This is a genomic window from Pseudochelatococcus sp. (genome assembly GCF_050946405.1).
In the GTDB taxonomy this organism is placed as follows: domain Bacteria; phylum Pseudomonadota; class Alphaproteobacteria; order Rhizobiales; family Beijerinckiaceae; genus Pseudochelatococcus.
Genome location: NZ_JBMNUS010000014.1, coordinates 14,480 through 41,153 on the forward strand (window position 1 = coordinate 14,480; position 26,674 = coordinate 41,153).

Here is a 26,674-nt window from a genome sequence, read left to right on the forward strand (position 1 = left end):
TCCGCTCCCAGGTGAGGATGTTGAGGCGCTCTTCGCGGCGGCTGTGGGAATCTTGCATGGGCGGGTTTCCGGATATCAGTCGGATGGACCGCAGGATGCGGCGATCAAGTCGATGACGGTTTGCGTGGCGCGCGATTCCTCCAGCGGAAAGGGAAAGGGCGCGCCGTCGAGCACTGACGCCGCGAATGCCTCCGCCTGCGCGAGATAGGGATCGAGACGCGGAAAACGCTCGATGACCCGCCGCTCGCGGCCGGTGCAGAGTTCGAGCGTGCCTTCCGCATAAGCGCCGGGGTTGAACGGCGCCGTCATCGCGAGCCAGCCTTCGGTGCCGAGAAACGTCATCCGCTGATAGAGCGCCATGCGCATGGAGACGAGGAAATCGAGCGCGAAGCCGGGGAAGCGCAGGCAAGCGCGGGTCGTGGTGTCGACGCCGCCCTCCATGTCCATGCGGGCGACGGCGGAAGACGGTTCCTCGCCCGAGACGAGGCGCGCGCCGAGGCAGGGATAGGCGGCGAGGTCGCGGAGCGCGCCGCCGCCCAGCGCCGCGCTGTTGCGGATGTCGTCGGCCGGCCCCTGAAAGGTGAAGCCGCCGCTCACCTGCCGGAGTTCGCCGATGCCGCCTTCCGCGACGATCTCGCGCGCCCGCTGCCATTGGCGGTCGTGGGGCATCTTGTGGGCCTCGGCGACGACGAGGCCCGAGGCGTCGCGGGCGGCGATGAGGCGGTCGATCCCGGCCGCCGACAAGGCGACCGGCTTTTCGCACAGCACATGCTTGCCGGCCGCGACGGCGGCAAGCGTCCAGCGGACATGCGCGCTGTTGGGAAGCGCGACGTAAACGGCGTCCACCTCCCGATCGGACAGAAGCGCCTCATAGCTGTCGTGGAGGCGCACGCCCTCCATGCCGCGCACCACGCCCGCCGCCTTGCCGGGGGTGCGGCTGGCGATGGCCGTGACGCGGCCGCGCCGGCTGGCGTGGATGGCCGGCGCCATCCATTCGCGCGCGATCCGCGCCGCGCCGAGAATGCCCCAGCGCAGCATCAGCCGCGCCGGGTCACGAAGCGGGTCTCCAGATAGGGTTCCACCGCTGCGGAGCCGCCCTCCGTGCCGTAGCCCGAATCCTTGATGCCGCCGAACGGCACTTCAGGCAGGGCGAGGCCCAGGTGGTTGATGGTCAGCATGCCCGCTTCCACTTCGGCCGACAGCCGGTCCGCGACGGCCGACGTGCGCGTCCAGGCAAAGGCGGCGAGGCCGTAGGGCAGGCGGTTCGCCTCCGCGATCGCCTCGTCGAGCGATGCCACGCGGTTGACGACGGCGACGGGGCCGAAGGGTTCCTCGTTCATGATGCGCGCGTCGACAGGCACGTCGGCGAGCACGGTGGGCTCGAAGAACCAGCCCCTGTTGCCGATCCGGCTGCCGCCGGCGACGAGCCGCGCGCCGCGATCCACGGCGTCGGACACCAGCGCCTCCAGGGCGGCGATGCGGCGGGGGTTGGACAGCGGCCCCATGTCGATTCCGTCCTCAAGCCCGTTGCCCACCTTGACGGCCTTCGCCGCGGCGGCGAAACCGTCGAGGAACGGCCCGAACACCGGTTCCTCGATCAGGAAGCGGGTGGGAGAGGCGCAGACCTGCCCCGCATTGCGGAATTTCTGCATGGCCATCGTGGGCACCGCTTCGCCGATATCCGCGTCCCGCGCCACGATGACGGGCGCGTGGCCGCCCAGCTCCATGGTGGCGCGCTTCATGTGCTGGCCGGCGAGCGCGGCGAGCTGCTTGCCGACGACGGTGGAGCCGGTGAAGGAAATCTTGCGGATGACCGGATGCGGGATCAGATATTCCGAAATCTCCGCCGGCAATCCGTAGACGAGGTTCACGACGCCATCCGGTAGGCCGGCGTCGACGAAGGCGCGGATCAGCTCGGCCGGCGAGGCAGGCGTTTCTTCAGGCGCCTTGACGATGATCGAGCAGCCGGCGGCGAGCGCGGCCGAAAGCTTGCGCACCACCTGGTTGATGGGGAAATTCCACGGCGTGAAGGCGGCGACCGGCCCGACCGGCAGCTTCACCGTGAGTTGCGTCACGCCCGGCTGGCGGGCGGGAATCACCTGGCCGTACTGGCGGCGGGCTTCCTCCGCGAACCAGTCGATGACATCGGCGCCAGCCAGCACTTCGGCCTTCGCCTGCGCCAGCGGCTTGCCGTTCTCGCGCGTGAGGAGCCGGGCGATGCGCTCCGCCCGCTCGCGCAGCAGCTCGGCCGCCTTGCGCAGAAGCTTCGAGCGATCGAAGGCCCCGACGTTCTTCCATATGTCGAATCCCTTCGCGGCAGCGGCGAGGGCGCTGTCCAGCGCGGCGGTGTCGGCGCGGGCCACGCGGCCGATTTCCTCTTCCGTGGCCGGGTCCACGACCGGAATCCAGCCGGCCCCGTCGCGCCACCGGCCATCGATGAGAAGCTGGACGTCGGGATAATCTTGAACCGTGTGAGACATGTGGGTCATCCTTATGCCGATGGACGGCGCCCCGGAGAGAAGCCGGCGCCCTCGTCCGGGCGGGAGGCCGGCGCCGGCGGGTCGTCAGGCGTATTTGCGAAGCGGCGTCGCGCCGCGCTTCCACGGTTCGATGAGGGCGGCCAGCAGCCCTTCTTCCTCGGCGGTGAGATCGTCGAGCGGCGGGCGGACGCGGCCGGCCTCGAAACCTTGCTGGCGGACGCCCGCCTTGATCGCGGCGACGGCATAACCCTTGCGGCGGGCGCGGATCGCCATGAAGGGGTAGAAGAACTCCCTCAGGATACGCTCGCATTCGGCGCGCTCGCCGGCGCGCAGGGCGCGGTAGAACGCCACGGCGAGTTCGGGAACGAAGTTGAACACCGCCGAGGAATAGGTGGTGAAGCCGGCGCCCAGATAGGCTTCCGCGAAAAGCTCGGCCGTCGGCATGCCGCCGAGGTAGGTCAGGCGGTCGCCGAGGCCGGCGGTGATCTGGCGGATGAGGCCGATGTCGCCGGTGCCGTCCTTGAACCCGACGAGATTCGGACAGTCATCACACAGGCGGGCCAGTGTATCGTATGTCAGGATCGAATTGTCGCGATTGTAGACCATGACGCCGATGCCGACGGAATCGCAGATCCGCTTCACATGAGCGTAGAGCCCTTCCTGCGGGGCATCGATGAGATAATGGGGCAGGAGCAGCAGGCCGTCGGCGCCCGCCTTTTCGGCCGCCTGCGCGATGTCCACGCCGACGACGGTGCCGAAGCCGCAGCCCGATACGATGGCGGTCTTGCCGTCCGCCGCTTCCTTGGCCGCCCTGACGATATCCGGGATCTCCCGCGGCGCGAGCGAGAAGAACTCACCCGTGCCGCCGGCGGCGAAGAGGACGGGGGCATCGTAGCCGCACAGCCAGGCGATGTGGCGCTGATAGCTCTCCGGCGCGAAGGCGCCGTTCTCGTCGAAATGCGTCACGGGGAAAGACAACAGTCCCGCGCCGAGTGCTGTCTTGATGTCCTGCGGGGTCATTAATCCGGTCTCCGGCTGATTGATAAGACAACTTTAGGCCGCGCAGGTAATTTGTGTCAATCACTTATATTATGAATTTTCCTCACGTCCCGTAGCAGGCTGCGATACCGCGCCTGGCTTCCCTTGAGGTGGCGGCGCATGGCCTCGCGCGCCTCGGCCTCGTCTCCGTTGGAGATGGCGGTGACGATCTGGCCGTGTTCCTCGTCGATCTGCCGGATATAGCGTTCGTGTCCGGGCGTTCTCGTCTCGGTCATCAGGGCCGCACGGGGGATGAGGCCGGGGCCCAGCATTTCGAGGAATTCGCGGAAGCGCGTATTGTTGGTGGCATCGGCAATGGCGAGATGAAGCGCGAAATCCGCCTCGCTCGTCGGCTCTCCCGCCAGCAGCCTGGCGCGCACGTCGTAATGGCGCTCGAAGATGGCTTCTTCCTGGGCGGGAGAGCGGCGCAGCGCGGCGAGGGCGGCGGCCTCCACTTCCACCGCCGTCCGCAGCTCCAGGATTTCCAGCATCGAGGACACCTTGGCCTGCTCGATCGCGTGGGGCGAGAAGATCGGCGGCGGCGCGCTTTCCAGCACGAAAACGCCTGCGCCCTGACGGGGTTCGACAAGGCCGTCGGCGCGCAGCGCGGCGATGGCCTCGCGCACGACGGTGCGGCTGACGCCGTGCGCCTCGGTCAGTTGCGCCTCCGAGGGCAGTCTGGCGCCCGGCTGGAACTCGCCGGCATGGATCGACTGCCGCAGCGCCTCGCTGACCTGCGAAACCAGCGTGCCGGCGGCGCCTCTCGCCCGCCCGCCCGCCCGGGATCTGACGCTTGCCTGTGTCGCCACGACTTCCTCCTTCGACATGCCGCGGCGAAACGTGGGCCGCATCAACTTCTCACAAGACCCCCATCAAATTCATAAGTCAAGTTGGGTCGCGAATCGTCTTTACATCAGATATGTTGACAGAAACATGCTGCCGCAAGCGGCTGGACAAGGGAGGTCCCATGAAACGCCTGTTGATCACCGGAGCTGCGGGGGGCCTGGGATCGGTCATGCGCCGCCGGCTGGCGCCTCTGGCGCAGGTGCTGCGCCTGTCCGATATCGCGGATATGGGCCCCGCGGCCGCGAACGAGGAGATCGTGCCCTGCGACCTTGCGGACGGGGCCGCCGTGGCGCGGCTGGTGGAAGGCTGTGACGGGATCGTGCATCTGGGCGGGATCTCGGTCGAGCGGAGTTACGGGCTGATCCGCGCCGGCAACATCGACGGCGTGTTCAATCTTTACGAGGCGGCGCGGGCGCACGGCAGGCCGCGAATCGTCTTCGCCAGTTCCAACCATACCGTCGGCTTCTACCGGCAGGAGGAGCGCCTGACCGCCGACATGCCGACCCGGCCCGACGGGCTTTACGGCGTTTCCAAGGTATTCGGCGAAGCGCTCGCCCATATGTATCACGATAAATTCGGTCAGGAATCCGCGCTCGTGCGCATCGGCAGTTGCACCGAGAAGCCGTTGAATCATCGAATGCTGTCGACCTGGATTTCGCCGCGCGACTTCGCCTCGCTGATCGAGCGGGTCTTTTCGGTGCCGCGCCTCGGCTGCCCGGTGATCTGGGGCATTTCGGCGAATGCGGCCGGCTGGTGGGACAATTCCCACATCGGCTATCTGGGATGGCGGCCGCAGGATAATGCGGAGGATTGGCGATCCGAACTCGACGCGACCGTTCCCCGTCCCGCGCCCGACGATCCGGTCGCCGAATTTCAGGGCGGCGTCTTCACCCGGGACCCGATCTACGCGGAAAACGGGTAGGGCGCACGCATATGAACCCATAAGACAAGTCGAGGGAGGAAGCCGTGGATGTTTTCGATGACCGGCGTTGCGAGCTGGGAGAAGGGGCTTTCTGGCATCCCCTGCGCGGGCAGTTCTTCTGGTTCGACATCACCGGGTTTCGCCTGCTGACGCGCGAGGATGGCGCGGCGCGGGAATGGGGCCTCGGCGAGCATGTCTCCGCCGCCGGCTGGATCGACCGGGACCGGCTGCTCATCGCCTCGGAAACCGGTCTGTGGCGCTTCGATCTGCTCACCGGCGCGCAGGAGCTGCTGACCCCTCTCTCCGCCGATCTGGCGCATCTGCGCTCGAACGACGGGCGCGCCGACCCGTGGGGCGGGTTCTGGATCGGCACGATGGGCAAGCGGGCGGAAGAGCGGGCGGGCGCGATCTGGCGCTATTGGCGGGGAGAATTGCGCGAGCTTTTTCCCGGCCTGTCCATCCCGAACGCCATCTGCTTCGACGCCGCGCGGGAAATCGCCTTCTTCGCCGATACCCGGCCCGGCACGGTCTGGCAACAGAGGCTCGATCCCGCAACCGGGTGGCCGGTGGGCAGTCCTGACGTTTTCCTTGAAATGCGCCAGACGGAAGGCAACAGCCCCGACGGTGCGGTGATCGACGCGGAAGGCCGGTTCTGGACGGCGCAATGGGGCGCGGGGCGCGTGGCCTGCTATGACGGCCGGGACGGGCGCTTCCTCGGCGCCGAATCGTTCGGCGCCGTCCGCACATCCTGCCCGGCCTTCGGCGGGGAGGGGCTGTCCACGCTGTTCGTGACCACGGCGCAGCAAGGCATGGATGCGCTCGCGCGCGCGGCGGAGCCGCTGGCGGGCATGACCTTCGCCCGTGCGATCGCAGCGAAGGGAGTGGCGGAGCCGCAGGTGGTGCTCTGATCCCTGCGGCATTCGCCTCCGGCGCGCTGCGTCAGGCTTCCGTTCCCCGGAATTCGATCTGCGTCAGGGCCGGGAAGGGCGAGGGATCGTCGGCCTTGATCAGCGAATGCAGCCGTGCGCTGTCGATGACCCGTGGCGCGATGCGAAACCGCTGCGTGGCGCCGGTCTTGACGAAGTTCAGCGCCTCCTGCGATCCATCGGAGAAATCGAGCATCGCGCGTTCCCACCACGCATCATGGGGAAAATCGGCGCGCAGCCGCACCGCCACCTCGTCCACCCGCACGGGCCGGCCGAAGGCGATGGTCAGCGCCGCTTCCGGATCGCGGTTGATCCCCCAGCTCGTGTAGGGCCAGAAACCGTGGTCGTCGTTCGCGATCTCGCCGTCGATGGCGTTGCGCGCGGCGAAAACGGCCTCGCCCCGCGTCTCCACATTCGCCGAACCATGCGGAAAAAGCGTGGCGTTGGCATGATCGTCCCAAGGATTGAAGGCGAGGTTGCGGCGTGCCGCGATCTCTTCGGGATGCGCCGCGCGCACCGTCAACCGGTTGAGGCTTCCTGAGAAGGCGTTCGGCGGATAGGTCTTTTTCCGCTCGCCGAACGGCACCGGCAGCGCGAAAGGCCCGGTCAGATAGACCAGCGCCGGCGCCATGCCCCCATCGAGGGAGAGCACGATGTGGCGGGGGCCGTCCGCCTCGACCGTCAGCACGTCGCCGGGAGCGTATTCAGCGCGATGGACGAGGAAGGTTTCTTCCTCGCCCGAGCGGGCGGCGCGGACCGCTCCCGTGGCGTCGACGACCTTGAGGGTAAACTGCATGTCGGGTTCCTTTCAGGTGATGGCAAGGTCAAGGCGCGATCCGGCCACCGGAATCAGCGCCCGCCAGAGTGTCGCCGGCCAGGATTGGCGCAGCCGCGCATCCTCGACCGGTATCGCCTCGACGCGGATCGGCCCGCCGCCGGTCACGTCGATGCGGGCGAAGGACAGGACAAGGCCCTGCGGCGCGATGCGCGGCTCGTCAGCGAACATCAGGCTGAGGATCGCGGGCAGGTCGCCGTCCATCACGTCCGCGACCGCGACGCCATGCCCGCGATGCAGCGTGACGCCGCGCCGGAAGCTGCGCAGGCGCGCCTCGGGCGGCCACGCGCCGGCGAGTTCCATGACGATGCGGGGCGTGCCGGCGGTATCTGCCGTCACGTCGCGGGCGGCGAACGCGCCGCCGCTGCGCTGCATCACGCCGCCGAAGGTCGGGAGATTATGGAACGCCGACTGCATGGTCCAGATGTCGTAACGTGCCGGCGAGAAGGTGCGGGCGGTATAGGTTTCCACGCCCACATCGATGAGCAGGGGCCTGCCGTCCTTGTAGAGCGTGAGCGAGCCCGTGTCGTTGTGGTTGTGGCTCTCGCCGTTGTGGCCTGCCTTCACGGCGAGCGCGAAGCGCGTGTCGCGCGCGACGAAAAGGCCGGTGGACGGATAGAAGACGTTGGCGGGCGCGGCGGGCTGTGCGGTCCGGGCTGTCATTTCCGCCGCCATGTCCGCGCTGTGGAAGATGGCGAACAGGCGATGCCAGAGGTTCCATTCCTCCGGGACTTCCGGCGCAGGGTTGCGGCTTGCGTCTATCGCCGCGAAGGCGGTCAGAAGGTCCGAGCCCACTGCCTTGCCGAACAGCCATTCCCGCGCGGAGCAGGGCGCCAGCCGGGCGTCGCAGTCGGCGAAATTGACGTACAAGCCGCCGTCGACATGAAGGTGCGGCAGATATTCCGCCATCGCGCGGATCTTGGGGAGCCGCCACAGCGGGCCGAAGGCGCCGGGGGCGGCCCGGTCCAGAACATGGAGGGCGCCCCACAGGCAGAGGGCGGCGTGGCGCCAGTACATCGCGCCTTCCTCGCAGGCGCCGTCCTCGCCGTAATCCTTCAGGAACGCATCGAGGCTGCCGGCCGCCTTCTCCACGATCCGGCGGCGAAGGGCCGAATCGGCGGGGCGGGCGAAAGCGCAGAAAAGCACGTTCTGCGTGATCCAGGCCGTCCAGTTGTTCGTCGGCTGCGCACCGTCGCCCATCCACCAGAAATGTTCGGACAGATAGGGACGGATGACGCGCGCGTCGATCTCCCGGTCGATGCGCGCGGCGAGACCCGGAGCATGGTCGTCCAGTTCCGGCCCGAGCACCGCGGCCGCGGCGGCGAGCAGAGCCGCCGTCTCGGCGGCGAAGAGGTCGATGACAGGGCGCGACGTGTCGGGCAAGGGTGCGCGCGGGCCGCCCCTGACATAGGCGTTGTGGGCAGGCAGTTGCCACGCGCTTTCCTCGCATAGGGTCCAGATACCGTCGCGAATCGAATCGAGAAAGCGGCCTTCTCCTTCCGCTCCCTCCGCCAGAATCAGATCGTTGAGCGCGCGGCGGCGGCTGAAATAGGCGGCTTCGAAGCGCGCGCGGTTGCCCGTGCGGCTGTAGTCGAGCCAGAGGCGCGCGGTGATCGGGGGCCAGCCGTCGCGCGTCAGTTCCGCCGCGGCCTCGCCCGCGGCGACGAGCCGGCGGCGCAGAGGGGCCGCGAGGGCATCCCAGGCGCGCCGGTCGGACAGGAGCGGGGCGGGCGCGATCTCGCGGAAACGACCGGGCAGGGCGGCGAGCCGGCGGGCGACGGGGCCGGGCGGGCCGTCCTCTTCATGTGTGGTGTGAATCAACGCTGACGCTTCCCTTTTCCGCCGGTTTCGATCCGTAGCCCCCGGCCTCTCTGATGACAAGGTAGGAGATAATATAACTTGCAAAAGATATACGACATATGAATAATGAACCCACTTGTTTTACGACTTTCTTGCTTGTATGGTCAAACGATCGGGTCGCTGGCGGAGTGCGGGGAGCAGCCGTTGGTCCGGCCGGGGCGGCTGCCGGGCGGACGGTTTCCTCCGGCCGGAGACGGCGCTTTCAGAAAAGATCGCGGGGCGTGACGCGCCGGTGCCGTCCGGCCGCGAATGTTCCGGGAAAATAAAGTCAGGGAGGACAAGTTCATGTCCAGCGCGATAGCTGCCGACACGGACGTCGACGCCGATACGCTGCGCGAGAGGATCGCTTTATCCAGGCGCCGCCGCAACTGGCGGCAGATGCTCGTCGCCTATTCCTTCATCGCCCCCAACTTCCTCGGCTTCGCCGTCTTCACGCTGGGGCCGATCCTGTTCGCCTTCGCGCTGGCGTTCATGCATTGGGACGGGTCGAATCCGATCCGCTTCGCGGGGCTCGATAATTTCTGGCGGCTGTTCGGTGATCGCGCCTTCATCGCCGCGCTCTGGAACACGATCGTCTACACGGCCTTTTCGGTGCCGCTGACGCTGGCCTGCGCGCTCGCGCTGGCGGTGCTGCTCAACCAGAAGGTCCTCGGCCGCGACTTCTTCCGGGCGGCCATGTTCTTCCCCTACGTGGCGTCCCTGGTCGCCGTGGCGGTGGTCTGGAACATGATCTTCAATCCCGAGATGGGGCCTGTGAACATGATCCTCTACACGCTCGGCGTGGACGAGGGGGATCTTCCGGGCTGGGCGGCCGACAGCAACTGGGCGATGGTCACGGTCATTCTCTTCGGCGTGTGGAAGAGCATGGGCTATTACATGGTCATCTATCTCGCCGGCTTGCAGGGCATCAGCGCCGAACTCTACGAGGCCGCCGATCTCGACGGCGCGAACGCCTGGCAGAAGTTCCGCTACGTGACCGTGCCGCAGCTTGCGCCGACCACGTTCTTCGTTTCCGTCATGCTGACGATCCAGTCCTTCAAGGTGTTCGATCAGATCTACATGATCACGCAGGCCGGCCCCGGCACCTCGACCCTCGTGCTCGTCTACCACATCTACAACGAGGCGTTCATCGCCTGGGATCTCGGCTATTCCTCCATGGTGGCGCTCGTTCTCTTCATCCTCGTGCTGGCCGTGACGATCGTCCAGTTCCGTTACCAGAGGGAGGACTGAACCATGGCGATCCGTATCGGCGGCCGGAAAATCACCGGCAGGACGGTGGCCCTCTATGCCTTGCTCATCGTCATCACCGCCGTCATGCTCCTGCCTTTCGTCTGGATGCTGTCGGCGTCGCTGAAGCTCAACCGTGACGTCTTCGTCTTCCCGATCGAGTGGATTCCAGCGCAGCCCCAGTGGCAGAACTACGTCGATATCTGGACGAAGATTCCGCTTGCGCTCTTCATCTGGAACACGTCGAAGCTGACGGTCATCGTCACGCTGTTGCAGTTGCTCACCTCGTCATTCGCCGCCTATGCCTTCGCGAAGCTGCGTTTCCCCTACAGGAACCTGCTGTTTCTCGGCTACCTCGCCACCATCGCCATGCCGTGGCAGGTCTACATGGTGCCGCAGTTCCTTTTGATGCGGGAATTCGGGCTGAACAACACGCATCTCGCGCTCATCTGCCTACAGGCGTTCACGGCCTTCGGGGTGTTCCTGATGCGCCAGTTCTACATGTCGATTCCCGACGAATTGTGCGAGGCGGCGCGGATCGACGGCATGAACGAGTATCAGATCTGGGCGCGGATCATGCTGCCGCTGTCGAAGCCGGCGCTTTCCACGCTCACCATCTTCACCTTCGTCACCACCTGGAACGACTTTCTGGGGCCGATGATCTACCTCACCAAGACCGAGTTGAAGACGATCCAGATCGGCCTGCGCATGTTCATTTCGCAATATTCGGCCGAATACGGGCTCATCATGGCCGCTTCCGTCGTGGCGCTGATCCCGGTGCTGATCGTCTTCCTGGCCCTGCAACGGTTTTTCGTCGAGGGCGTGGCGTCCACCGGCCTGAAGGGATAATGCCGTGACCATCGTATCGGAATTGACCGTGCCTCCGATCTCCGACGGCGAGGTCGCGGCGGCGCTCGAAGTGGCGGTGGCGCAGGTGCGCCGCAACCTGCCGGCCTTCACCTATGCCAGCCAGAACCATTCTTCCGTGGGCAACTTCTATCCGGCCGTGGCCAACGACCAGTGGACGGCGGGCTTCTGGCCCGGCGAAATCTGGCTTGCCTTCGAGCACACCGGCGACAAGGTTCTCCGCCACGCCGGCCAGATCCAGGTGCAGTCGATGCTTCACCGCATCGAGAACCGGATCGAGACCGACCATCACGACATGGGCTTTCTCTATTCGCCCTCATGCGTCGCCGCCTGGAAACTGGTCGGGGACGAGGATGCGCGGCGCGCGGCCATTCTCGCCGCCGACCGGTTGCTGGAGCGTTTCCGCCCCGCCGGCGGGTTCTTTCAGGCGTGGGGACGGGCGGGCGAGGCGGATGAATACCGCTTCATCATCGACTGCCTGCTGAACCTGCCGCTGCTTTACTGGGCGACGCGCGAAACGGGCGATCCGAAATACCGCGACCACGCGCTCGTGCATGCGCGCACCACGCTCGCCAACTCCGTGCGGGCGGACGATTCCACCTTCCATACTTTCTATATGGACCCGGTAACGGGCGCGCCCGTGCGCGGCGTGACGAAGCAGGGATACGCGGACGACAGTTTCTGGGCGCGCGGGCAGGCGTGGGGCGTCGCCGGAATGGCGATTTCATACCGCTACGAGCGCCTGCCGGAATACAGATCCGCGTTCGAGCGGCTGCTGGCGGCGTATCTGCGCCGGCTGCCGGCCGATCTGATCCCCTGTTGGGATCTCGTTTTCAAGGAGAGCGACAACGAGCCGCGCGACAGCTCCGCCGCGTCGATCGTCGCCTGCGGGCTCCTTGAGATGGCCGACATCGTCGGCGGTGCGGAGGCGGAGACTTACCGCACGCTCGCCCGCCGGATGGTGAAGTCGCTCGCCGACGATTACGCCGTCAAGGACCCCGGCGTCTCGAACGGCCTCGTCCTGCACGGCACCTATTCCAGGAAGTCGCCTTACAACACCTGCCGCGGCGAGGGCGTCGACGAATGCGTCTCCTGGGGAGACTACTACTATCTGGAGGCGCTGACGCGGCTTCACCGCAACTGGTCGTCCTACTGGTAAGGGAAAATGAATGGCCGGAATTTCGCTCAAGAAGCTGAACAAATCCTACGGTTCGCATACCGTCGTCCATGATATCGATCTCGAGATCGCGGACAAGGAGTTCATCATCCTCGTCGGCCCCTCGGGCTGCGGCAAATCCACCACGCTGCGCATGATCGCGGGCCTTGAGGAAATCACGGGCGGCGAACTGCGCATCGGCTCGCAGGTCGTCAACGATGTGCCGTCCAAGGACCGGGACATCGCGATGGTGTTCCAGAACTATGCGCTCTATCCGCATATGACGGTCTACAAGAACATGGCTTTCGGGCTGGAACTGCGCAAGCGTCCGCGGGCGGAAATCGAGACCCAGGTGCAGGAGGCCGCGCGGATACTCGATATCACGCATCTGCTGAACCGCAAGCCCAAGGCGCTTTCCGGCGGCCAGCGCCAGCGCGTGGCGCTGGGGCGGGCGATGGTGCGGCACCCGGAAGTGTTCCTGCTGGACGAGCCGCTTTCCAACCTCGACGCCAAGCTGCGCGGCACCATGCGGGCGGAGATCACCAAGCTGCACAAGCGGCTCGACGCCACCTTCATCTATGTCACCCACGATCAGGTGGAGGCCATGACCATGGCCGACCGCATCGTGGTGATGAAGGATGGCCGCATCCAGCAGGTGGATACGCCGCAGGCGCTCTATGACCGGCCGGTGAACATCTTCGTCGCGGGTTTCATCGGCGCGCCGCAGATGAACTTCCTGCCGGTGACGCTCGTGCGCCGGGACGGGCGCTTCGCCGCCGTGTTCGCGGGGCGGGAACTGCCGCTGCCGGAGACGATTCCGGGCGAGAAGCTGGCCGGATGGGAGGGGCGCGAGCTGATCCTCGGCCTGCGGCCGGAAAACCTGCACGACGTGGCGCCTGCCGATATCGACCCCGCCAACACGGTGCCTCTGCCGGCGGTGGTGGATCTGGCCGAGCCCATGGGCGCGGAAATCCACCTCAACGTCACGGCGGGCGGCAAGGCGATGATCGCGCGGGTGTCGCCCCGCTGCAAGACGCGCGACGGCGAGAGCCTGACGCTCGTGGCGGATCTGGCGCATGCGCATCTTTTCGACCCCGAAAGCGAAGCCTCGATCCTCCACGGAGTGGCATGAGCGAGGATTGAGGGGAAGCGATCAGGTTGAATCGCACCCCGCTCCAAATTCCATGTTTTACCGCAACTTGCGTTCAATTCGACGGATCGGCTTGAACGCGAACTGCTCCAGGGGAAGCGATGCAGTGGCTGACGGACCGGTTCACGCGGGAAGGCCCCGGTATTTCCAAGGATGCGCCGAAGAAGACGGGGCTTGCCCTCTTCGCGGAGATTCTGGGCCGGGAATGGTGGGAACTGCTGAAGCTCAATCTGCTCATCATCCTCTTCTCGCTGCCGGTGCTGACGGCGCCGGCGGCGCAGGTGGCGGCCTTCCGCGTCACCGTCCAGATGGTGGAGGACCGCAACACCTATCTGTTGCGCGACTTCTGGGACACCTTCCGCAGCCGGTTCCGGATGGCGACGGTTGCCGGTTGGGGGTTCGCGGCGCTGATCGCGCTCGGGTGCCATGCGGTCTCCTTCTACGCAAGGGCGGCGCTCTCGCACCTGCTCTTCGCCGTGCCGCTTGCGGTCAGCCTCGCGGCTCTCGTTTTTCTGCTCATCCTCGGCGCGCATTTCCTCGTGCTGATGGCGATGCGCAACGCCCCGGCGGGCGCGCTGCTGCGCGCAGCCTTCGTCGCGACCCTTGCGCGCCCGTTGCCGGTGTTGGCCGCGATCCTGTTCGCCGGGCTGCTGTGGCTGGCGCATGTGGTGTTCTACCCGATCTCGGTTTTCATGCCGGCCGTGGTCAATTTCGCGCTCCAGACTTTCACCCTCGCCTTCGCCGCGCACCGCGCCGCGGTGCTGGCGCTGCCGCCCCCCGGAGAACGGGGAGCCTCCGATCGATAACGCAATGAATGTGCAAGCCGAACTTGCACGCAACAGGGAGAGAAACATGTTCGTCGACAAGATGCGCCGGAATATGCTGAAGATGGGCCTTGGCCTTGCGGCATCCGTCCTCGCTGCCGCCGTCGGGACGGCCGGCGCGGCGCAGGCGCAGGCGCAGGAGAAGGTGACGCTGCGCTGGGTGCTGTGGGATTGGGACGCGATGCCCTACTACAAGCCGCTCGCCGATGCCTATCAGGAAAAGCATCCGCACGTGAAGATCGAGTATGTCGATCTCGGCTCGTCCGACTACAAGCAGATGGTCGCCACGCAATTGACCGGCGGCGCGAAAGACCTCGATATCGTCACCGTCCGGGATGTGCCGAACTATGCCAATCTGGTGCGCGCCGGCTCCCTCGTCGATCTCACATCCTGGTTCGCGGAGCAAAAGATCGATGCGGCATCCTACGGCGGGCTGATCGAGCACATGACCGTGGACGGAAAGATCCACGCCGTTCCCTTCCGTTCCGATTTCTGGGTCGTCTACTACAACAAGCGTCTTTTCGACGAGAAGGGCATCGCCTATCCGACCAACGACATGACCTTTTCCCAGCATGACGAGCTGGCGAAGTCGCTGACGTCCGGCATCGGCGCCAACAAGATTTACGGCACGCACTTTCACATCTGGCGGTCCGCCGTCCAGTTTCCCGCCATTCTCGACGGCGAGAACACGCTGGCCGGCCCCAACTACGATTTCCTGAAGCCGTGGTACGAGCGGGCGCTGAAGTTGCAGGAGGATCGCGTCGTGGCGCCCTATGCCGCGCTCAAGGCGTCCTCGACGCACTATTCCGCGCCGTTCTTCAACGAGAAGCTCGCCATGCTGCCGATGGGAAGCTGGTTCATCGGCACCCAGATCGCCAAGGCGCAGTCCGGCGAATCCCGCGCCACGGAATGGGGCATCGCAGCCCTTCCGCACCCGGAAGGCGTGCCGGCGGGCACGAATACGGCGCAGATCACGGCGCTCGGGGTCAATGCCAATTCAGCCCACAAGGATATCGCGCTCGACTTCGTGAAGTTCGTTTCCGGCCCGGAAGGCGCGAAGATCGTCGCCTCCACCGGCACGATTCCGGCAATCGTGGACGATACCGTGGTGGAAACCATCGCCTCCCTTCCCGGCTTCCCGACCGATCCCGGCAGCCGCGAGGCGCTGAAGGCGAACATGGCCCGGCTCGAAATGCCGGTGGCCCTCAATGCGGCCAGAATCGACGTGCTCCTGGCGCGCATCCACGACGCCATCATGACCAACACCGTGTCCGTCGATGACGGCATCGCGCGGATGAACAACGAGATCGGGGCTTTGAACTGAGGTCCTCCATACGTCGGCGCGGGCAGGGCTTCATCCGTTCCGTGCCGACGCAACAATCACGCCGACCGGGCTTGTCCGGGGCAGGGAGAGAAACATGATCATGAACGCGTTGCGCAGGACAATCCTGAAGTCGGGGCTTGCCCTGGCGGTTTCCGCCCTTGTTTCGGCAACGGGCAACGTCGGGCCTGCTCTGGCGCAGGAGAAGGTGACGCTGCGGTGGGTGCTGTGGGACTGGGACGCCATTCCCTACTACAAGCCGCTGATCGACGCCTATCAGGCCAAAAATCCTCACGTGACCATCGAGCATGTCGATCTGGGGTCGAGCGATTACCAGCAACTCGTCGCCACGCAACTGACCGGCGGCGCGCGGGATCTGGACATCATCGCCATCAAGGACGTGCCGAACTACGCCAATCTGGTGCGGGCGGGCTCGCTGCTCGATCTCACGTCGTGGTTCGGCGAGCAGAAGATCGACGCCGCATCCTACGGCGGGCTCATCGAGGAACTGACCGTGGACGAAAAGCTCCACGCCATTCCTTTCCGTTCGGATTTCTGGATCGTCTACTACAACAAGCGCCTTTTCGACGCGAAGGGCGCCGCCTATCCGACCAACGACATGACCTTCGCCCGGCATGACGAACTGGCGCGGTCGCTCACGTCCGGCATCGGCGCCAACAAGGTCTACGGCACGCATTTCCATATCTGGCGCGCGACGGTCCAGTTGCCCGGCATTCTCGACGGAAAACACACGCTGGCCGGCCCCGACTACGACTTCCTCAAGCCGTGGTACGAGCGGGCGCTGAAATTGCAGGACGATCGCATCGTGGCGTCCTATGCCACGCTCAAGACATCCTCGACCCATTACTCGGCGCCGTTCTTCAACGAGACGATCGCCATGCTGCCGATGGGCACCTGGTTCATCGCCACGCAGATCGCCAAGGTGAAGTCGGGCGAATCGAAGGCGTCGGAATGGGGCATCGCCGCCTTGCCGCACCCGGAAGGCGTCGCCGCCGGCACCACGGCCGCGCAGCTTTCCGGCCTTGGCGTGAACGCCAATTCCACCCACAAAGAAGCCGCGCTGGATTTCGTCAGGTTCGCGACCGGGCCGGAGGGCGCGAAGATCATCGCCGCGACGGGCACCATTCCCGCGCTGCGCGACGACGCGGTGGTGGAGACCATCGCCGCGCTCCCCGGCTTCCCGGCCGATCCCGGCAGCCGCGAGGCGCTGAAAACGGTGAAATCCTACCTGGAACTGCCGGTGAACCGTAATGCCGCCCGGATCGAGGTGCTGCTGAACCGCATCCACGACGCCGTCATGACCAAGAATGTGTCCATCGACGACGGCATCGCCCAGATGAACCGGGAAGTCGGGGCCCTGAACTGACGGCTTGCCCGGGCGGTCGAACGGCCGCCCGCGCTCTTCACCTTGCGACCCTGCGCCATCGGGCTCGCCCGCGCGGTGGCCTCTCCCTCTTGCCAAGGCTGTTTGCTCCGTGACCTACGATCCTGCCTCCGCCAATCCGCTTGCGGGCAATCCCTTTCTCAGCCGCGACGATGTCGCTCGCGCCGTGCATGACCTGTTCGCGCCGTTGCTGCCGTTCTTTTCGGAGGGCGGCGCGCGGGTGCGCCTCTCGGCCACGGCGGCGCATTTCGACCGTGCGGCCGCCGATCTCGAAGGCTTCGCGCGGCCGCTCTGGGGGGTGGCCTCGCTTGCTGCTGGCGGCGGCGCGTTCGCGCATTGGGATCTCTACCGGCGCGGCCTCGTCAACGGCGTCGATCCCGCCCATCCCGAGTATTGGGGCGATATTTCGGACCGCGACCAGCGGCAGGTCGAGCTTGCCGCCATCGGCTTCGCCCTGCTGCTCGCGCCGGGCGAGGTGTGGGAGCCGCTCGACGCGGCGGACCGGGAGAAACTCGTCGCCTATCTGCTGAAGGCGCGCGACCGGGATTACGTCGACAACAACTGGAAGTTCTTCCGTATTCTTGTCGATCTCGCGCTTGTCCGCTGCGGCATGGCGTTCGACCGCTCGAAGACGGAAGCCTATCTCGACGAGATCGAGGGTTTTGTTCTGGATGACGGCTGGTATCGCGACGGGCCGGTGCGGCGCGCCGACCATTACGTTCCCTTCGCCATGCATTATTATGGCCTCGTCTATGCCGTCCTTTCCGGAGACGAGGAACGGGCCGCCCGCTATCGCGCCCGCGCCCGCCGCTTTGCCGCCGACATCCGCCACTGGTACGGGCCGGACGGCGCGGCGCTTCCCTTCGGGCGCAGCCAGACCTACCGCTTCGCCGCCGCCGGCTTCTGGGGCGCGCTGGCCTATGCGGGCGAGGAGGCGTTGCCATGGGGCGAGATCAAGGGCTATTATCTGCGCCACCTGCGCTGGTGGGCGAACCGGCCCATTGGGGATCGGGACGGAGTACTCTCCATCGGCTACGGCTATCCGAACCTTCTGATGAGCGAGAGCTACAATTCCGCCGGCTCTCCCTATTGGGCGATGAAGGCGTTCCTGCCGCTCGCGCTGCCCGCCGACCATCCGTTCTGGACGGCGGAGGAGGTGGCGCCGCCGGCTTTTCCCGATCCCGTGCCATTGCCCCAGCCGGGCATGGTCGCGATGCATACGCCCGGCAATGTGGTCGTGCTCTCCAGCGGCCAGCAGCACGGCCGGATGCGCGGCGCGGCGGAGAAATACGCCAAGTTCGTCTATTCCACCCGCTACGGCTTCTCCGTCGAGGCGGACGAGCGCAACTATGATGCGGCGGCTTTTGACGGCATGATCGGCTTCTCGGATGACGGCACGCATTTCCGCGCCCGCGAGACGCTGGAGGACGCCCGGATCGCGGGCGACGCGCTATGGTCGCGCTGGCGGCCGTTTCCCGATGTCGAGGTCGAAACCTGGCTCCTGCCCGCAGCGCCGTGGCATCTGCGCATCCACCGCATCACGACGCCCCGGCCGCTGCATGCCACCGAAGGGGGCTTCGCCATCGAGCGGGCGGATTTCAACGCCGATCGCCTCGTCTCCGCTCCCGGCCGGGCCGAATGCCACGGGCGCGACGATGTGAGCGTCATCGTCGATCTCTCCGCGACGCGACGCGAGGGCAGGGCGATCAGTCTCGTAGTCAACAGCCATCTGATCTGGGCGAAGACGATCTTGCCGCAGCTTCGCGGCGTGGTGCCGGCGGGAACCACGACCCTCGTCACCGCCGCCATGGCCCTGCCCGGCGGCGCGGCGGACGTGCCGCTGCCGGAGGTTCCCGCGCCGGAATCGTTGCGGCAACGCCTTGCGGCGGCAAGCGTGGTGCCCGTCTTCCGGCTCGCCGGCGACGGGGCGGGAGAGCGGCGGTCATGACGGCAACCCACGACGATCCCGCACTCATCGCGCTTGACTGGGGCACGAGTTCGCTGCGGGCCTGGCTCCTCGACGGAGCGGGGCGGCCCATCGAGGCGACCCGCGCGCCGCTCGGCCTCATGCAGATCGCGGACCGGAACTTCGCGGCCGCCTTCGATGCCGTGGCGGGGGCATGGCGCGTCCGCTGGCCGCATCTGCCCGCGTTGGCCGCCGGCATGGTGGGCGCGGCGCAGGGCTGGGTGGAAGCGCCCTATCTGCCGTGCCCCGCCGGGCCGGACGAACTGGCGGGGGCGCTCGCCGCGGTGCCGGAACGCCATCTCTTCATCGTGCCCGGCGTGATCCGGCGCGTGCCGGCCAACGTCATGCGGGGCGAGGAAACGCAGGTCGCCGGCGCGCTGGCGCTGCGGCCGGATCTCGCCGCGCGCTCCCGGCTCGTTTTGCCGGGCACGCACTCCAAATGGGTGCGGGTGGAGGAAGGGCGCATCGTCGGCTTCGACAGCTGGATGACCGGCGAACTGTTCGCGGTGCTCAAGGACCATTCCATTCTCGGCCGTTTCTCGCGCGACGGGGCGGCGGCTCCCGGCGCGGACGAGGCGGAGGCCGCCTTTCTGGAGGGTGTGGACGCGGCGCGCGCGGCGGGGCGGGCGAGCGGCCTCTACTTTTCCGCCCGGGCGCGGGTGCTGGCGGGCGAACTCGCGCCGGGCGCGGCGCTCGACTACTTGTCCGGCCTGCTGATCGGCGAGGAAATCGCCGCCGCATGGGCGCCGGGCGAAACGCCGTTGCTGATCGGCGATGCGGCGCTGTGCCGCCGCTATCGTCTGGCCCTCGCGCGCTTCGGCGCTGCCGGGGCCGAGGAAGTTCCCGATGCCGCTCTCGCAGGGCTCTGGCGTGTCGCCAATGCTGCGGGGCTTGCAACACCGGAGAGATCATGACCCAGCCACTGACCCTGCAACCCTGGTTCGACCGCCTGCCCCTGATCGCCATCCTGCGCGGCGTTACGCCGGATGAAGTGCTGCCCATCGCCCGCGCGCTGGCGGAGGAAGGTTTCGCCATCATCGAAGTGCCGCTCAATTCCCCGGAGCCGCTGGAAAGCATCCGCCGGCTGGCGGCGGCCTTCGGTGACGACGTTCTCGTCGGCGCCGGCACGGTGATCGATCCGGCGAAGGTGGCGGAAATCGCGGCGGCGGGCGGACGCATCATCGTGACGCCGCACGGCGATCCCGCCGTCATCCGGGCGGCGAAACAGCATGGGCTGATCGCCACTCCCGGCATCGCCACGCCCACGGAAGGCTTCGCGGCGCTCGCCGCCGGCGCGGATGCGCTGAAACTCTTCCCCGCCGAGGCGTTCTCGCCCGCCGTGCTGAAGGCGCTGCGCTCCGTCTTTCCGAAGGGCACGTCGATCCTGCCGGTCGGCGGCGTCAAGCCGGACACCATGGCCCCGTGGTTTGATGCGGGCGCCGCCGGTTTCGGCCTGGGCTCGGCGCTCTACAAGCCGGGGGCGGACGCCGACACGGTGCGCGCCAACGCGAGGGCCTTCGTCGATGCCTACAGGGCGCTTGGTTGAGCGTCGAAAAAACCGCACGAAAGATTGGGACAAAAAGACATGAAGATCACCGCCATCACCACCTTCATCGTGCCGCCGCGCTGGTGCTTCGTGAAGATCGAGACGGACGAGGGCGTCACGGGCTGGGGCGAGCCGGTCGTCGAGGGGCGCGCCCATACCGTCGCCGCGTTGGTGGAAGAGCTGTCCGACTACCTGATCGGCAAGGATCCGCGCCTGATCGAGGATCACTGGACGGTGATGTATCGCGGCGGCTTCTACCGGGGCGGGGCGGTGCATCTCTCCGCCATCGCCGGCATCGATCAGGCGCTGTGGGACATCAAGGGCAAGGCGCTCGGCGTGCCGGTGCATGCGCTGCTCGGCGGGCAGGTGCGCGAGCGCATCCGCGTCTATTCCTGGATCGGCGGCGACCGGCCCGGCGACACGGCGCGCATGGCGCGGGAATGCGCCGACAAGGGCTTCACCGCCGTCAAGATGAACGGCACCGAGGAAATGCAGATCGTCGACACCTGGGACAAGGTGGATGCCGTGCTCGAACGGGTGCAGGCCATCCGCGACGCGATGGGGCCGGATTTCGGTATCGGCGTCGACTTTCACGGCCGGGTGCACCGCCCCATGGCCAAGGTGCTGGCGAAGGAACTCGACCCCTTCCGGCTGATGTTCATCGAGGAGCCGGTGCTCTCCGAGCATGCCGAGGCGCTGCGGGAGATCGCGAACCAGACATCGACGCCCATAGCGCTCGGCGAGCGGCTCTTTTCCCGCTGGGATTTCAAGGCCGTCCTGGCCGGCGGCTTCGTGGACATTCTCCAGCCCGACCCGTCGCATGCCGGCGGGATCACCGAGACGAAGAAGATCGCCAACATGGCCGAAGCCTTCGACGTGGCGGTCGCGTTCCATTGCCCGCTCGGCCCCATCGCGCTGGCCGCGAATCTGCAACTCGACGCCGTGTGCTACAACGCCTTCATTCAGGAGCAGTCGCTCGGCATCCACTACAACACCACCAACGACCTGCTGGATTATCTCGTGGACCCTTCCGTCTTCCGTTACGAGGACGGCCACGTCGCCATTCCGCAGGGGCCGGGCCTCGGCATCGAAGTGAACGAGGATGTCGTGCGCGAGGCCGCCGCGAAGGGCCACCGCTGGCGCAACCCGGTCTGGCGTCACAAGGACGGGAGCTTTGCCGAATGGTAGGCCCGCTGCCCGCCGCATCCGCCGGCGCGATGAAACCGGAGTGCTGAAAGCCATGGCGATCAACGGAAACGTCCTCATCGGCGCGCGCGGCGTCGCGGGACGGGAGCGGCCGTTCACAGGCCGGAGACGGGCCGGCGTGGCCGCCCGGCATCGGCCCTTTCCCGACGGCGCGCCGGAAGCGGGAGGCCGGCCATGAGCCCGATCCGTCTCGCCATCGCGGGTTTCGGCAAGATCGCCCGCGATCAGCATCTCCCCGCCATCGCGGCGACGGACAGCATCGAACTCGTCGCCGTCGCCAGCCGCAACGCCGCGCCTGACGGCATGCCCCGCTTCGAAACGCTGGCGGAGCTGCTGGCGCATGGGCCGCAGATCGATGCGGTGGCGCTGTGCACGCCGCCGCAGGTGCGCCGCGAACAGGCGGCCACGGCGCTTGCGGCGGGCAAGCATGTGCTGCTGGAGAAGCCGCCCGGAGCGACGGTGAGCGAAATCGCTCCGCTCGCGGCCGCCGCGCAGCGCAACGGCAAGACTCTGTTCGCCGCATGGCATTCGCGCTTCGCGCCGGCGGTGGAGCCGGCGCGCGAGTTGCTCTCCGGGCGCGAGATCCGCTCGGTCAGGGTGGAATGGAAGGAGGATGTGCGCGTCTGGCATCCGGGGCAGGACTGGATTTTCGAACCCGGCGGGCTCGGCGTCTTCGATCCGGGTATCAATGCCTTGTCGATTCTGACGCATATCCTGCCGCGTCCGTTCTTTCTCCGCGAAGCGACGCTTGCGTTTCCCGCCAATCGCGGCACCCCCGTCGCCGCTTCGCTCGCCTTTTCCGATGCGGGCGGATCGCCGATCCTCGCGGATTTCGATTTCCTCCAGGCGGGACCGCAGACATGGGATATCGCCGTCGAGACCGACATCGGGCCGCTGACGCTTTCCGCCGGCGGCGCGCGGCTCGCGCAGGACGGGCGCCTTCTGGCGACGGAAGGAAAGCGCGAATACGACGGCATCTACGCCCGTTTCGCCGATCTCATCGCGCGCGGCGTGTCGGACGTCGATGTCGCGCCGCTGGCCCATGTGGCGGATGCCTTCATGCTGGGGCGGCGCACGGTCGCGGCACCGTTCGACTGGTGAGCGCCGCCGCCGAATCCCCATGCGCGCGGGATGTTCGGAGCGCTGCGCCGGCCTGAGAGCAACGTGTCGGGCGGAAATATTCTTTCATGTGACTGCGACGGGCATTCGCGACGAAATCGTGCTTCCCGACGGCTCGCGGATGATCCTGAACACGGCCTCCGCCGTCTCGCTTCATTTCGAGGGGGGAACCCGCTCGGTGCAACTGCTTCAGGGAGAAGCCTATTTCGACGTGGCGCCCGATCCGGCCCGGCTGTTCACCGTTGTGGCGGCGTTCTCCGAGGTCGAGGTCAAGGGAACGGCGTTTTCCGTGCGGACCGAAAACGAGGCGGATACCGTCGTGGTGCCCGAGGTGACGCTGGTCGACGTGGCAATCAGCTATACCAGGGACGACTGGCGCGTGGCGCTCAACGCCAGCAATCTTTTCGACCGGACTTACGTCGCATCGTGCACCTATGGTTGCTTCTACGGGGAGCCGCTGAAGGTGGGCCTTTCGGTCAGCAAGCGCTGGTAGGGGGCGACATGCAGGAGCGACTTTTTTACAGGGCTGAAGTCGTGTCCCGCTCGGCCCTCAACCGGGGAATGGTGAGGATCGTCATCGGCGGCGACGGGTTGTACGATTATGCGTCGACCGGAATTGCGGATGAGTTCGCACGCCTGTATTTCCCGGACCCGGAGACGGGATCGGTCGGGCATCCCGACCTGCCGGCATCGATCTCGCCCGCGACGGCAACCGGCCGGTACCACAGCGAAGTCTACACCATCCGCGCATTCTGCCCGGTGAAGAGCGAGATCGTCATCGACTTCGTCGTTCATGAGGGCGGCAAGGCGAGCGAATGGGCGCAGAACGCGCAATCGGGCGGCTCCCTCGTCCTGACCAGCCCGCATGGCCTGTATCTGCCGCCGTCTCCGGGCGGCCGGCAACTGGCCCTGTGCGACGCGACGGGGCTGCCGGCGCTGGCGCGGATATTGGAAACGCTTCCCGAGGACGCGCATTGTCTCGCCATCGTGGAAATTGCCGACCCTTCCCATCGTTACGATCTGCGATCGCCGGGCAGGCTCGAAACGATCTGGCTGGAGGGCGGCAACGGCGTTTCTCCCAGCCGTCTCGCGGCCGCCTTGCGGGCGCTGCCGCAGGATACGCTCCCGTACTACGTCTGGATGGCCGGAGAGCAGAAGGCGGCCCGCGCCGTCCGCCGCCATCTTCGCCAGCACTGGCGCTTGCCGGCGGAAAAATATGCCGTCGTCGGCTACTGGATCGAGAACCGCGAAAAGTGGATGGCCGCCTGGGACGGTATCGAGCCGGCCCTGAAGCAGCGCATCGACGCCGCATGGGCGTCGGGCCGCGACCGCGACGGCCGGGGCGGCGACATATCCGTTGCGGGTGAGCCATGCGTTCGGAACGACCGTGATCGGCGGGCCTCCCTTACGGGTGGCGTCGCAGGGATTTCTGGAGCACGACACGCTTCTGGCGCTCGGCACGGTGCCCGTCGGCATCAAGGGCTGGTTCAGGCAATTGCCGCATGCGACGGGCCCCTGGGCGGCGCACCTTCTGGACGGTCACGATCCGGCCTCGCTCGCCGGGAGCGAACTGCCCTATGAGACGCTGCTCGGCCTCGCACCCGATCTGATCGTGGCGATTTACACCAATCTCTCGCAGGAGGAATACGACCGGTTGGCGACGATCGCCCCGACCATCGCATGGAAGCGCGAGGCCGGCCCATGGGGAACGCATTGGGAAGACAATGCCCGGCTTCTCGGCCGGGTTCTCGATCGGCGGCAGGCCGCCGAAACGCTCATCGCGCGTGTCCACGATTCATTCCGATCGATCCGTGAGCGCTATCCGCGATTCAACGGCGCTCATGGCATCGCCGGCAACTCCGCCGGCGGCACCTTCGTCATCCGTGGCTCGCGCTATGACACCGGATCGTTGCTGACCGGCCTCGGCATCACCTACCCGCCGGACATCCTGCGCCGGCCGGGGGCATCCCCCATGATGCACTTCAGTTGGGAGCAGGCCCATCTCATCAGCCGCGACCTCGATGTCATTCTCTGGGATGTGCACGGCGGTCAGGATATTCCGGCGATGGCGCGGCGGATGGAGATGCTCGGGGTTTATCCGGGAGAGGGCCGGATCGTCTTCAACGACGCCACCAGCCTCGTCTCCATGGCCATGGCGTCGCAATCTGTGCTCAGCTTTCCCTACGCCGCGGCGTTGATCGCGCCGCGTTTGGCCGCGGCGCTCGCCGGCAATGCACCCGTTCCGGCGGATTGAAAGCGCATGGCCATGGACCTCGGGCGAGGGGGCGCGCCGCCTCCGGGAATTGATCGCATTGCCGGATCGAGAACGGTTGTCGGCGCGTCCCGCAAGCTGTGGCTGTTGCCCGGACTTGCGGCGTTGACGCTGATCGTTTTTCTGAGTCTGGCACTGGGCGCACGTCCGCTTTCTCCGGCAACCGTATGGAATGTCCTGCTCGGCGGCGGGGCAGCCGATGAACGGGCGGTCGTTCTCGTTCTCCGGTTGCCGCGAACGGTTCTCGGCGTGCTGGTCGGCGCGTCCCTCGGCATGGCGGGAGCGATGATGCAAGTGCTGACGCGTAATCCGCTGGCCGATCCCGGCCTGCTCGGCGTCAATGCCGGCGCCGCCTTCTGCATCGCGGTCGGCGGCGCGGTGCTCGGGGGCGCGGCTGCGGGCGGCTACATCTGGCTCGCCTTCGCGGGCGCATGTGCGGGGGCGTGCGTCGTTCATTGCCTTGACGGCGGCGACCACGGCCATCGTCGGGCCTGTTGCTTTCGTCGCCCTGGCCGCGCCGCAACTGGCGTATCGATCGGTCGGATCGGCCGGCATCCGGCTCGCGCCGTCGGCGGCGATGGGCGCGCTGCTTCTCGTATCCGGCGACTGGGCCGCGCAACACCTTTTCGCTCCCGCGCAGTTACCCGTCGGCGTCGTCACCGTCTGCACCGGCGGAGCCTATCTCATCTGGCTCCTCGCGAGAGAACAGGGGGGGAGCGCGGCATTGACGGTTCGTCCCGCCATGGCTTCCGGCAAGTCGTCGACCGGCGATGCCAGCCTTTCGCCGCGCTTGCAGGCTCGCGACGTCACGCTGGCCTATGACCGGCGCGTGATCGTCGACCGTCTGTCGGTCGATATTCCCGACCGGTCCTTCACGGTCATCATCGGCGCCAACGCTTCCGGCAAGTCGACGTTTCTGTCGGCCCTTTCCCGGCTGCTTCGCCCGGTGGGCGGCCACGTTTATCTCGACGGCAGGCAAATCTGGAAAGCGCCGGCGCGGGAGGTGGCGCGGAAACTCGGTCTGCTCCCGCAATCGTCGATGACGCCGGATGCCGTCACGGTGTTCGATCTCGTCGGCCGGGGGCGTTATCCGCATCGGGGTTTCTTCCGCCAGTGGTCGGAAGAGGACGAGGCCGCCGTGCTATCGGCGCTCGAAGCCACGCGAACCGTCGATCTCGCCGGCCGCTCCGTCGACGAACTGTCCGGCGGGCAGCGGCAGCGCGTCCTGCTTGCCATGGTCCTGGCCCAGAACACACCGATCCTGCTGCTCGACGAGCCGACGACCTATCTGGACATCGCGCACCAGATCGACCTGCTCGACCTGCTCGCGGAACTGAACGCGCGGGGACGCACGATCGTCGCCGTCCTGCACGATCTCAATCAGGCCTGCCGTTACGCCTCGCATCTGGTCGCGATGAAGGAGGGAGCCGTCGCCGCTCACGGCAGGCCAGGCGAAATCATTACGGAGCGGCTCGTTGCCGACGTCTTCGGCCTCGCCTGCATCATCATTCCCGATCCGGTGTCCGGCACGCCGTTGATCGTCCCGAAGGGGCGGCAAAAGACGCTGGCGGAGGTTTCGGTCAGGTCGCCGGAACGGCCTTCCTGGATTCATTCTAATTCATTATAGTTGCACCGAAATTTTGAGCTGCTAATGAACGCCTGACCGTGATCGGGCGAGGGCAATGCGGCAGTTTCCATATTCTGGTGC

At 66.7% G+C, this 26,674-nt stretch carries 24 protein-coding genes and 2 pseudogenes; 20 read left to right on the plus strand and 6 right to left on the minus strand.

Annotated elements, in window-relative coordinates; genetic code table 11:
- Positions 1-75 precede the first annotated feature (75 nt).
- The 4 genes from ACOYJQ_RS17190 to ACOYJQ_RS17205 all read right to left on the minus strand — a co-directional run bounded on the left by ACOYJQ_RS17190 (position 76) and on the right by ACOYJQ_RS17205 (position 4,327).
- Positions 76-1,038, minus strand: a complete 963-nt coding sequence (locus tag ACOYJQ_RS17190) for a Gfo/Idh/MocA family protein (protein WP_433460217.1) — start codon at positions 1,036-1,038, stop codon at positions 76-78.
- Positions 1,038-2,480: an NAD-dependent succinate-semialdehyde dehydrogenase gene (locus ACOYJQ_RS17195; protein WP_433460218.1), complete on the minus strand. Its 1,443-nt coding sequence runs from the start codon at positions 2,478-2,480 to the stop codon at positions 1,038-1,040. The genes ACOYJQ_RS17190 and ACOYJQ_RS17195 overlap by 1 nt, the downstream gene beginning before the upstream one ends.
- 84 nt (positions 2,481-2,564) lie before the next feature.
- Positions 2,565-3,500 carry a 5-dehydro-4-deoxyglucarate dehydratase gene (kdgD, locus tag ACOYJQ_RS17200; protein ID WP_433460219.1) on the minus strand — a complete coding sequence of 312 codons (936 nt, stop codon included), beginning with the start codon at positions 3,498-3,500 and terminating at the stop codon, positions 2,565-2,567.
- 56 nt (positions 3,501-3,556) lie between these two features.
- Complete coding sequence (locus tag ACOYJQ_RS17205; protein ID WP_433460220.1) at positions 3,557-4,327, minus strand: FadR/GntR family transcriptional regulator; 771 nt, start codon at positions 4,325-4,327, stop codon at positions 3,557-3,559.
- A gap of 158 nt (positions 4,328-4,485) precedes the next feature.
- On the opposite strand from ACOYJQ_RS17205, the gene ACOYJQ_RS17210 reads away from it, so the two are divergent.
- Positions 4,486-5,286, plus strand: a complete 801-nt coding sequence (locus ACOYJQ_RS17210) for an NAD-dependent epimerase/dehydratase family protein (RefSeq protein ID WP_433460221.1) — start codon at positions 4,486-4,488, stop codon at positions 5,284-5,286.
- 44 nt (positions 5,287-5,330) lie between these two features.
- Positions 5,331-6,194 (plus strand): SMP-30/gluconolactonase/LRE family protein, encoded by an 864-nt coding sequence (locus ACOYJQ_RS17215; protein WP_433460223.1) that lies wholly within the window; start codon positions 5,331-5,333, stop codon positions 6,192-6,194.
- A gap of 31 nt (positions 6,195-6,225) precedes the next feature.
- On the opposite strand, the gene ACOYJQ_RS17220 is transcribed toward ACOYJQ_RS17215, so the two are convergent.
- Both ACOYJQ_RS17220 and ACOYJQ_RS17225 read right to left on the minus strand, forming a co-directional pair.
- The gene (locus ACOYJQ_RS17220; RefSeq protein WP_433460225.1) at positions 6,226-7,008 is read right to left on the minus strand and encodes a carbohydrate-binding protein; all 783 of its coding nucleotides are present in this window, start codon (positions 7,006-7,008) and stop codon (positions 6,226-6,228) included.
- 12 nt (positions 7,009-7,020) lie between these two features.
- Positions 7,021-8,865 (minus strand): heparinase II/III domain-containing protein, encoded by a 1,845-nt coding sequence (locus ACOYJQ_RS17225; protein WP_433460279.1) that lies wholly within the window; start codon positions 8,863-8,865, stop codon positions 7,021-7,023.
- A gap of 327 nt (positions 8,866-9,192) precedes the next feature.
- Here ACOYJQ_RS17225 and ACOYJQ_RS17230 point away from each other — a divergent pair, with 327 nt between their 5' ends.
- The 18 genes and pseudogenes from ACOYJQ_RS17230 (at position 9,193) to ACOYJQ_RS17315 (ending at position 26,593) form a co-directional block, all read left to right on the plus strand.
- The gene (locus ACOYJQ_RS17230; protein WP_433460227.1) at positions 9,193-10,137 is read left to right on the plus strand and encodes a carbohydrate ABC transporter permease; all 945 of its coding nucleotides are present in this window, start codon (positions 9,193-9,195) and stop codon (positions 10,135-10,137) included.
- A gap of 9 nt (positions 10,138-10,146) precedes the next feature.
- Positions 10,147-10,983, plus strand: coding sequence for a carbohydrate ABC transporter permease (locus ACOYJQ_RS17235; RefSeq protein WP_433460281.1), 837 nt, complete (start codon positions 10,147-10,149; stop codon positions 10,981-10,983).
- A gap of 4 nt (positions 10,984-10,987) precedes the next feature.
- Positions 10,988-12,160, plus strand: a complete 1,173-nt coding sequence (locus tag ACOYJQ_RS17240; RefSeq protein WP_433460229.1) for a glycoside hydrolase family 88 protein — start codon at positions 10,988-10,990, stop codon at positions 12,158-12,160.
- Positions 12,161-12,170: 10 nt separating this feature from the next.
- The gene (locus ACOYJQ_RS17245; protein ID WP_433460231.1) at positions 12,171-13,289 is read left to right on the plus strand and encodes an ABC transporter ATP-binding protein; all 1,119 of its coding nucleotides are present in this window, start codon (positions 12,171-12,173) and stop codon (positions 13,287-13,289) included.
- A 119-nt stretch (positions 13,290-13,408) separates the two neighbouring features.
- Positions 13,409-14,113, plus strand: coding sequence for a DUF624 domain-containing protein (locus tag ACOYJQ_RS17250; protein WP_433460233.1), 705 nt, complete (start codon positions 13,409-13,411; stop codon positions 14,111-14,113).
- A gap of 46 nt (positions 14,114-14,159) precedes the next feature.
- A complete protein-coding gene (locus ACOYJQ_RS17255; RefSeq protein WP_433460234.1) occupies positions 14,160-15,455 on the plus strand; it encodes an ABC transporter substrate-binding protein in 1,296 nt (431 codons plus the stop codon).
- Between the two features lie 94 nt (positions 15,456-15,549).
- Positions 15,550-16,839: an extracellular solute-binding protein gene (locus tag ACOYJQ_RS17260; RefSeq protein WP_433460236.1), complete on the plus strand. Its 1,290-nt coding sequence runs from the start codon at positions 15,550-15,552 to the stop codon at positions 16,837-16,839.
- A gap of 109 nt (positions 16,840-16,948) precedes the next feature.
- Complete coding sequence (locus ACOYJQ_RS17265) at positions 16,949-18,805, plus strand: DUF2264 domain-containing protein (RefSeq protein WP_433460238.1); 1,857 nt, start codon at positions 16,949-16,951, stop codon at positions 18,803-18,805.
- Positions 18,802-19,737, plus strand: coding sequence for a 2-dehydro-3-deoxygalactonokinase (locus ACOYJQ_RS17270; protein WP_433460239.1), 936 nt, complete (start codon positions 18,802-18,804; stop codon positions 19,735-19,737). Before ACOYJQ_RS17265 ends, ACOYJQ_RS17270 begins: the two co-directional genes overlap by 4 nt.
- Positions 19,734-20,369 (plus strand): 2-dehydro-3-deoxy-6-phosphogalactonate aldolase, encoded by a 636-nt coding sequence (locus tag ACOYJQ_RS17275; protein ID WP_433460240.1) that lies wholly within the window; start codon positions 19,734-19,736, stop codon positions 20,367-20,369. The genes ACOYJQ_RS17270 and ACOYJQ_RS17275 overlap by 4 nt, the downstream gene beginning before the upstream one ends.
- Before the next feature lie 39 nt (positions 20,370-20,408).
- On the plus strand, positions 20,409-21,557 hold the full coding sequence (gene dgoD / locus ACOYJQ_RS17280; protein WP_433460242.1) for a galactonate dehydratase: 1,149 nt from the start codon (positions 20,409-20,411) through the stop codon (positions 21,555-21,557).
- A 192-nt stretch (positions 21,558-21,749) separates the two neighbouring features.
- Complete coding sequence (locus ACOYJQ_RS17285) at positions 21,750-22,676, plus strand: Gfo/Idh/MocA family protein (RefSeq protein ID WP_433460243.1); 927 nt, start codon at positions 21,750-21,752, stop codon at positions 22,674-22,676.
- Between the two features lie 88 nt (positions 22,677-22,764).
- Positions 22,765-23,187, plus strand: a complete 423-nt coding sequence (locus ACOYJQ_RS17290; protein WP_433460244.1) for a FecR domain-containing protein — start codon at positions 22,765-22,767, stop codon at positions 23,185-23,187.
- Between the two features lie 41 nt (positions 23,188-23,228).
- On the plus strand, positions 23,229-24,275 hold the full coding sequence (locus tag ACOYJQ_RS17295) for a siderophore-interacting protein (RefSeq protein WP_433460246.1): 1,047 nt from the start codon (positions 23,229-23,231) through the stop codon (positions 24,273-24,275).
- The gene (locus ACOYJQ_RS17300; RefSeq protein ID WP_433460247.1) at positions 24,190-24,948 is read left to right on the plus strand and encodes an ABC transporter substrate-binding protein; all 759 of its coding nucleotides are present in this window, start codon (positions 24,190-24,192) and stop codon (positions 24,946-24,948) included. The genes ACOYJQ_RS17295 and ACOYJQ_RS17300 overlap by 86 nt, the downstream gene beginning before the upstream one ends.
- Positions 24,949-24,960: 12 nt before the next feature.
- Positions 24,961-25,405, plus strand: a pseudogene (locus ACOYJQ_RS17305) (iron chelate uptake ABC transporter family permease subunit); the annotation flags it as partial.
- A pseudogene (locus ACOYJQ_RS17310) lies at positions 25,307-25,657 on the plus strand (iron chelate uptake ABC transporter family permease subunit); the annotation flags it as partial. The pseudogenes ACOYJQ_RS17305 and ACOYJQ_RS17310, both read left to right, overlap by 99 nt.
- Positions 25,658-25,708: 51 nt before the next feature.
- Positions 25,709-26,593, plus strand: a complete 885-nt coding sequence (locus ACOYJQ_RS17315; RefSeq protein ID WP_433460282.1) for an ABC transporter ATP-binding protein — start codon at positions 25,709-25,711, stop codon at positions 26,591-26,593.
- Positions 26,594-26,674: the final 81 nt, after the last annotated feature.

Bases quoted from the DNA above. Each gene is read 5' to 3' on its own strand.
- ACOYJQ_RS17190 (WP_433460217.1), bottom strand. From the start codon at position 1,038: ATGCTGCGCTGGGGCATTCTCGGCGCGGCGCGGATCGCGCGCGAATGG.
- ACOYJQ_RS17195 (WP_433460218.1), bottom strand. From the start codon at position 2,480: ATGTCTCACACGGTTCAAGATTATCCCGACGTCCAGCTTCTCATCGAT.
- kdgD (WP_433460219.1), bottom strand. From the start codon at position 3,500: ATGACCCCGCAGGACATCAAGACAGCACTCGGCGCGGGACTGTTGTCT.
- ACOYJQ_RS17210 (WP_433460221.1), top strand. From the start codon at position 4,486: ATGAAACGCCTGTTGATCACCGGAGCTGCGGGGGGCCTGGGATCGGTC.
- ACOYJQ_RS17220 (WP_433460225.1), bottom strand. From the start codon at position 7,008: ATGCAGTTTACCCTCAAGGTCGTCGACGCCACGGGAGCGGTCCGCGCC.
- ACOYJQ_RS17230 (WP_433460227.1), top strand. From the start codon at position 9,193: ATGTCCAGCGCGATAGCTGCCGACACGGACGTCGACGCCGATACGCTG.
- ACOYJQ_RS17245 (WP_433460231.1), top strand. From the start codon at position 12,171: ATGGCCGGAATTTCGCTCAAGAAGCTGAACAAATCCTACGGTTCGCAT.
- ACOYJQ_RS17250 (WP_433460233.1), top strand. From the start codon at position 13,409: ATGCAGTGGCTGACGGACCGGTTCACGCGGGAAGGCCCCGGTATTTCC.
- ACOYJQ_RS17255 (WP_433460234.1), top strand. From the start codon at position 14,160: ATGTTCGTCGACAAGATGCGCCGGAATATGCTGAAGATGGGCCTTGGC.
- ACOYJQ_RS17260 (WP_433460236.1), top strand. From the start codon at position 15,550: ATGATCATGAACGCGTTGCGCAGGACAATCCTGAAGTCGGGGCTTGCC.
- ACOYJQ_RS17270 (WP_433460239.1), top strand. From the start codon at position 18,802: ATGACGGCAACCCACGACGATCCCGCACTCATCGCGCTTGACTGGGGC.
- ACOYJQ_RS17275 (WP_433460240.1), top strand. From the start codon at position 19,734: ATGACCCAGCCACTGACCCTGCAACCCTGGTTCGACCGCCTGCCCCTG.
- dgoD (WP_433460242.1), top strand. From the start codon at position 20,409: ATGAAGATCACCGCCATCACCACCTTCATCGTGCCGCCGCGCTGGTGC.
- ACOYJQ_RS17285 (WP_433460243.1), top strand. From the start codon at position 21,750: ATGAGCCCGATCCGTCTCGCCATCGCGGGTTTCGGCAAGATCGCCCGC.
- ACOYJQ_RS17315 (WP_433460282.1), top strand. From the start codon at position 25,709: ATGGCTTCCGGCAAGTCGTCGACCGGCGATGCCAGCCTTTCGCCGCGC.